The 1049-nt window shown below is 48.6% G+C and carries 1 protein-coding gene and 1 pseudogene; both read right to left on the bottom strand.

Annotated features, from left to right (window positions below; all coding sequences use genetic code 11):
* The coding region (locus tag R8N28_RS26995) for an AMP-binding protein (protein WP_318183890.1) at window positions 1-958 on the bottom strand (958 nt) is incomplete at its 3' end.
* Window positions 943-1049 (bottom strand): annotated as a pseudogene (locus tag R8N28_RS26990) (o-succinylbenzoate synthase); the annotation flags it as partial. The pseudogene R8N28_RS26990 and the gene R8N28_RS26995, both read right to left, overlap by 16 nt.

Genomic DNA, 1049 nt, shown 5'->3' with positions numbered 1-1049 from the left:
TACGATTTTTTAGTAAATGCCCAGCATTGCTTACGTCATTGATCTGTTTTGCCGTAACGGTAGATGCAGCCTCGGTCATACCATAACCTAACCACGTTTCGATGCCTTTTTCTGTGGCTCTTACCGCCAACTCATGAGCCACATGACTGCCCCCCAGCAAAACGTGCGTCAGTGACAGTTCAACATCATCATCTAGCAAGCGTTCAAGTTGAGTCGCCACTAAAGAGGCGTGTGAAACCGCGAGGATATCGTCTGCCAGTCTTCCCGTGCCGATTTTCAATGTTGCGCCAACAAACAACCAGCGATAGACAATCGCAAGGCCGGAAACATGATAAAGTGGAAGCGACAACAACCAAGTGTCTTGTTGATGGAAGGTGAACTCACAAAGTAATCCCTCTGCCGAAGCGAGGTGCTGTCGATGCGTATGAACCACCGCTTTAGGTGCCCCCGTTGAGCCTGAGGTAAACACAATCGAAGCCAACCTGTCGTGCTGATAGTCATCCTCAGTGTTTTCAACCACGGTATCTACCGTAGGCAAAGTGAGAAAAATCGCATTTAATGCTGCTTTCTCTTCGCTAGAGTAAGCGAACTCACACTCCGGAGTTAACCAAACAAAACGCGTTTGATGATCGCCGTACAGAGTGCAGAGCTTACCTTGTAGCGCCTCGATTGGCTGAGGCATAGTCAACGCGGTGATAGCGCCTAACTGTTGCGCAGCTAAATAAAACAATACTGTTTCAACTTGGTTCTTCCCTACCAGAGTCACCACCTCATCGCGCGCAACACCTTGCTGCAAGAGCAACTGCGCGTACTGAGTAACACGAAGCGAGAGCTGTTGCCAATTCAATGTTTCTTGAGGTGTTGCGAGTGCAATAGAAAAAGGGCTCGTTTGAGCCCAATACTTCCAAGGTGGAATCGCACTATGTTCTGTAGAGAATGGCTCTATGCTGAATGCCACACTAACTCCTGCTCAGACAAAGGAAGCACAGGAAGTTCACACTTTGGCCAACCTTGCTCTAGCTGCGCTTTGAACAACCTGATAGTGTCCA

This window comes from Vibrio sp. Vb1554 (assembly GCF_033344235.1).
This window is presented reverse-complemented; position numbering and strand designations above follow the sequence as displayed.